Raw genomic sequence first — 4,942 nt, 5'->3', positions numbered from 1 at the left:
TCGGCTGTTGTCTGACTTCAGACATTGCCACTTCTGTCAATGCGTAAGTTCTAGGTTTAATGGACAACTGTACGTTCGCACATTAAATGTCGCAGTTTGTGAATCATCTTCGCTCGGCACAAATAGCGAAAACACCAATTCACTAGGACTTTAGAGGATTTTCACCAGAAAAGCGACATTTTAGCAAATTCGCAAGTTAAGAGTCGCAAAGTTCGGCTTCGCAAATTGAATGTCGTTTCTCTGAAACATTCGCTTCGCAAATTGAATGTCGCATCTTCTAGCCGTATCAGGAGGATGGTGATACATTTTTACTATTCACGCTAGGAACACGGCAATCTACTATGGATGAAAGCCAAGCTGCCTGTTTAGGTGCCGACCCAGAAGCCCTAGATGAGGTGGTATTAAGCGATTGCGCCTTCGATACTGACCCATCTAAAATTTTGATCGAATCGTTAGACCCTCATAAGCTGCGCTTTCGACTCATTGAATGGCTGGCTGAGTCTCCCAGTCGAAAAGTGAAGGCTGAACGGAAGCGGGCGATCGCTAAGACGCTTGCTATTTCGACACGTCAAGTTGAGCGGATGCTCAATCAGTACCAAGAGGATCGGCTGCGTGAGACCGTAGGGGTAGAGCGTGCTGACAAAGGAAAGCATCGGATTGATGATTATTGGCAAGACTATGTCCGAGCGGTTTACGAGAAAAGCCTGAAGGAGAAGCATCCTCTCAAGCCTGCCGATGTAGTGCGCGAGGTGAAACGGCATGCAGTGATTGACTTGCGGCATGAAGACGGTGATTATCCACACCCAGCAACGATTTACCGGATTTTGAAACCGCTGATTGAGCGGCAGCTGCGGCGAAAGAAAATCCGCAACCCTGGGTCAGGCTCCTGGCTGGCTGTTGAAACACGGGATGGAAAATTGCTTAAAGCTGAATTTAGCAATCAGATTATCCAGTGTGATCACACCGAGTTGGATATCCGGATTGTCGATGAAGAAGGCAAGCTCCTGCCGTGGAGACCCTGGCTTACTACGGTTGTTGAGACCTTCTCAAGCTGTGTGCTTGGCTATCATCTGTGGCATAGACAACCGGGCGCTCACGAAGTTGCCCTTACCCTCAGACATGCTGCCTTACCGAAGCAGTATCCAGCAGAGTATGAGCTTAAGAAACCCTGGAATGTTTGTGGCGTTCCCCTACAGTACTTCTTTACTGATGGTGGCAAGGATTTAAGTTCGTCGAAGCTCATCAAAGCGATCGGTAAAAAGTTGGGGTTTCAGTGTGAACTGCGCGATCGACCGATTCAAGGTGGTATTCAAGAGCGAGTCTTCAAAACGATCAATACTGAGGTTCTGGCTCCTCTTCAGGGATACATATCCAAAGGCAAAAACAGCAAAGAGAACGAAGAAGGCGCAAGACGAGCAGAGAAGGAAGCGTGTCTCACTTTTGAGGATATTGACAAGTTTCTAGCGGGTTACTTCTGTAACGACTACAATCATGCTCCTTATCCTAAAGATCCGCGTGACACTCGCTATGAGCGCTGGTTTAGGGGTATGGGCAGCAAACTACCTGAACCAATGGATGAGCGTGAGTTAGATCTTTGCTTGATGAAAGAGGCGCAACGGGTTGTGCAGGCGCATGGGTCTGTTTACTTTGAAACCCTGATCTACCGCTGTGAAGAATTACGATCGCTGCAAGGTGAATATGTCACGTTGAGCTACGACCCCGACCACATTTTGACGTTGTACGTTTACAGCCAAGTTATCGATGGTCAAGTTGGTGAATTCATTGGCTATGCTCACGCGATCAACATGGACACACAAGATTTAAGCCTGGATGAGCTGAAGCAACTGAACCAAGCACGGAGCAAGGCTCGACGTGAACATTCAAACCATGATGCGCTTCTGGCTCTGGGCAAGCGGCAACAGCTTGCAGGAGACCGGAAGCAGAGCAAGAAGGAGCGGCAGCAATCAGAACAGCGAAACGCGCGAGGCAAAAGTAAGCAGAACTCGAACGTGGTAGCAATGCGGCAGGCGCGAGCGGGCAAAGCTGCAGGCAGTGCTGAGCCAATGGAATGCTTGCCAGAAAGGATTGATCCCGAACAAATAAAGCCTTCACTTCCTGTCACTCCCCCCGTACCATCTTCGCAGATCCTTGAACCCGCTGCGGCCGCTGCTCCAATAGAAGAGCGGCACAAGCTTGTTATTCCCAAAAATCAGACCTTGAAGAGGATTTGGTAAGGCATGGCACAATCAGAACTGGCAGTTCAGGTTCCGGTAGAGGTTTTGGCTCCTCATCTAGACATAACTGATGTAATTGCCAAAACAGCGGCGATCGAGGAGCTATTTAAGACTGCCTTTATCCCAACCGATCGCGCCTCGCAATACTTTCGATGGTTGGACGAATTGCGCTTGCTGAAGCAGTGTGGTCGAGTGATTGGACCCAGGGATGTGGGCAAGAGTCGATCGTCGGTGCAATACAGAGAAGAGGATCGAAAACGGGTTGCCTGTGTCAAAGCGTGGTCAAACTCAAGTTCTAAGCGGTTATTTTCCCAAATCCTCAAAAACATCAACCATGCAGCTCCGAGAGGCAGACGACACGATTTACGCGATCGCTTGGCTGGCTGCTTGGAACCTTTTGGCTTTGAACTTCTGCTCGTTGACAATGCTGGTAATCTGCAACGGGAGGCGTTGGTTGATCTGAAGCAGCTATATGAAGAGTCGGGAGTACCCATCATTCTCATTGGTGGGCAGGATCTTGATAGCAGTTTGCAAAACTTCGATCTGCTGACCTGCTTTCCGACGCTGTTTGAGTTCGACAGACTGGACTACGAAGACTTCCAGAAAACCCTCCGGACGATCGAAATGGATCTTTTGGCGCTGCCTCTAGCGTCCAACTTAGCAGAAGGAACCCTGTTTGAGATTCTGTCAATCAGTACCCAAACCAGAATCGGTACTTTGATCAAGATTTTGACAAAGACGGTTTTGCACTCGCTGAAGAAAGGGCATGGAAAGGTTGATGAGGCAATTCTGTGCAATATTGCCAATCGCTATGGTAAGCCGTATGTCTCCCCAGAGACGAGAAAGAAGCCGAAGCAGGGTGAAGGTTAAGCATCGATACTTTTGTAGGGAGAGTCTGCCTTGAGTCAGTCCGATGAGGATTTGCCCCGCTTAGGGTCTGTGGAACCGTTAGAGCATGAGAGTATTAGCCATTACCTCGGACGTTTGAGACGCTTGAAGGCGAATAGTTTGCCCTCTGCTTCTTCTCTGGGGCAAGCGGCCGGTATTGGTGCCGTGGCTGCCCGCTGGGAGAAACTCTACTTCAATCCGTTTCCGAAAGAGACGGAGTTAGGGGCGATCGCTCGCTTAATTGGGCTTGACACCAGACGGCTGCAAGAAATGCTGCCGAGTCGAGGCATGACGTTGCAACCTCGCCCGATGCGGCTCTGTGGTGCTTGTTATGCTGAAGTGCCCTATCATCGGATGGCATGGCAACACAAGGATATTGCTGCGGTTTGTCCCCATCATCCGTTGCGTCTGCTGGAGCGATGCCCCAGTTGTAAGAAGCCCTTTCAGATTCCAGCGTTGTGGACGGATGGGAAATGTCATCACTGTGGGATGCGTTTCACGTCAATGGTGAAGTATCAAGAGAGAATTAAGAGAACTGGCTGAGAGGGGGCGATCGCCCCCTACTTCTCTTATTTTGCAAATGCTTTCAGTGTAAGCGTCCCTTACTGATTCCAGCACTGTGGGTTGAGGGAACGGCTTTTGATGAAAATCGTGGGTACATTACTGCTTGCGTAGTTGCTCCAGCACTTCTTTAGTAAAAATGGCAGCGGGTTGTTTGCCAGCGCGGAGGCCATCGAGCCAGCTTTGGCGTTGGGCTTTTTGAGCAGCGGCGTGTTCTGGTTTGTTCTGATCAAGCCACCGCACGAAGGCTTGAAAATCCTCAATTGCGCCTTGCCTATCGCCTGTGAGTGCTCTAGCTAGGCCTCGCGCATCACGGTACTTGCTGTCGCGAGTGACGGCTTCGTCGCATGCAAAGAGAACAAGGGCAGCTTCGCCATCAATACTGCCAAGCCAGCAGATATTGTTCCAGGTTTCAGCAGAAATTTTGTCTCTGAGGTCAGGGTGGAGAGCAATCTCCTCTTGGAGTTTGTTCTGGTTATTCAGCGCCTTCCCCAGCCCGTTGTAAGCATCGGTATATTTGGGGTCAAGTTCAATGGCTTTGCGGTAAGCGGCAACGGCTTCATCGAGTTTGTTCTGGGCACGCAGCGTATTCCCCAGATTGGTGTAGGCGTAAGCGTGGGCACTGGTAGGTGTGCCAAATTGATTTGGTAAGCTTAGTACTTTGCGGTAAGCTGCAACGGCCTCATCGAGCTTGTTCTGGTTACGCAACGCATCCCCTAGATTGATGTAGAAACCGACATATCTGGGGTCAAGTTCAATGGCTTTGCGGTAAACTGCAACGGCTTCATCGAGTTTGTTCTGGGCACTCAGCGCATACCCCAGATTGGTGTAAGCATCGGTATTTTTGGGGTCAAGTTCAATGGCTTTGCGGTAAGCGGCAACGGCTTCATCGAGTTTGTTCTGGGCACTCAGCGCATACCCCAGATTGGTGTAGACATAAGTATTTTTGGGGTCAAGTTCAATAGCTTTGCGGTAAGCGGCAACGGCCTCATCGAGTTTGTTCTGGGCACTCAGCGCGTACCCCAGCCCGTTGTAGGCATATACATATTTTGGGTCAAGTTCAATGGCTTTGCGGTAAACTGCAACGGCTTCATCGAGTTTGTTCTGGGCACTCAGCGCATACCCTAGCCCGCTGTAAGCATCGGTATTTTTGGGGTCAAGCTCAATGGCTTTGCGGTAAGCGGCAACGGCTTCATCGAGTTTCTTCTGGGCACTCAGCGCATACCCTAGCCCGCTGTAAGCATCGGTATTTTTGGGGT

The 4,942-nt window shown here is 50.0% G+C and carries 4 protein-coding genes; 3 read left to right on the top strand and 1 reads right to left on the bottom strand.

Going from position 1 to position 4,942, the window contains the following annotated elements:
- Positions 1-341: 341 nt before the first annotated feature.
- Genes AC5JLP_RS00490 through AC5JLP_RS00480 form a run of 3 tightly spaced genes read left to right on the top strand, consistent with a single transcriptional unit; the run spans position 342 to position 3,665 of the window.
- Entirely contained in the window at positions 342-2,234 is a 1,893-nt protein-coding gene (locus AC5JLP_RS00490) for a Mu transposase C-terminal domain-containing protein (protein WP_496065925.1), read from the top strand.
- A 3-nt stretch (positions 2,235-2,237) separates the two neighbouring features.
- Complete coding sequence (locus tag AC5JLP_RS00485) at positions 2,238-3,104, top strand: AAA family ATPase (protein ID WP_496065924.1); 867 nt, start codon at positions 2,238-2,240, stop codon at positions 3,102-3,104.
- 30 nt (positions 3,105-3,134) lie between these two features.
- Positions 3,135-3,665 carry a TniQ family protein gene (locus AC5JLP_RS00480; protein WP_496065923.1) on the top strand — a complete coding sequence of 177 codons (531 nt, stop codon included), beginning with the start codon at positions 3,135-3,137 and terminating at the stop codon, positions 3,663-3,665.
- 117 nt (positions 3,666-3,782) lie between these two features.
- Here the strand turns inward: AC5JLP_RS00480 and AC5JLP_RS00475 are convergent.
- Positions 3,783-4,942 (bottom strand): tetratricopeptide repeat protein (locus AC5JLP_RS00475; RefSeq protein ID WP_496065922.1); only part of this gene is annotated, 1,160 nt, incomplete at its 5' end.

It is taken from the genome of Stenomitos rutilans (assembly GCF_059505485.1).
The sequence above is the reverse complement of the archived record's forward strand: the minus strand, read 5'-3'. Positions and strand labels throughout refer to the sequence as shown.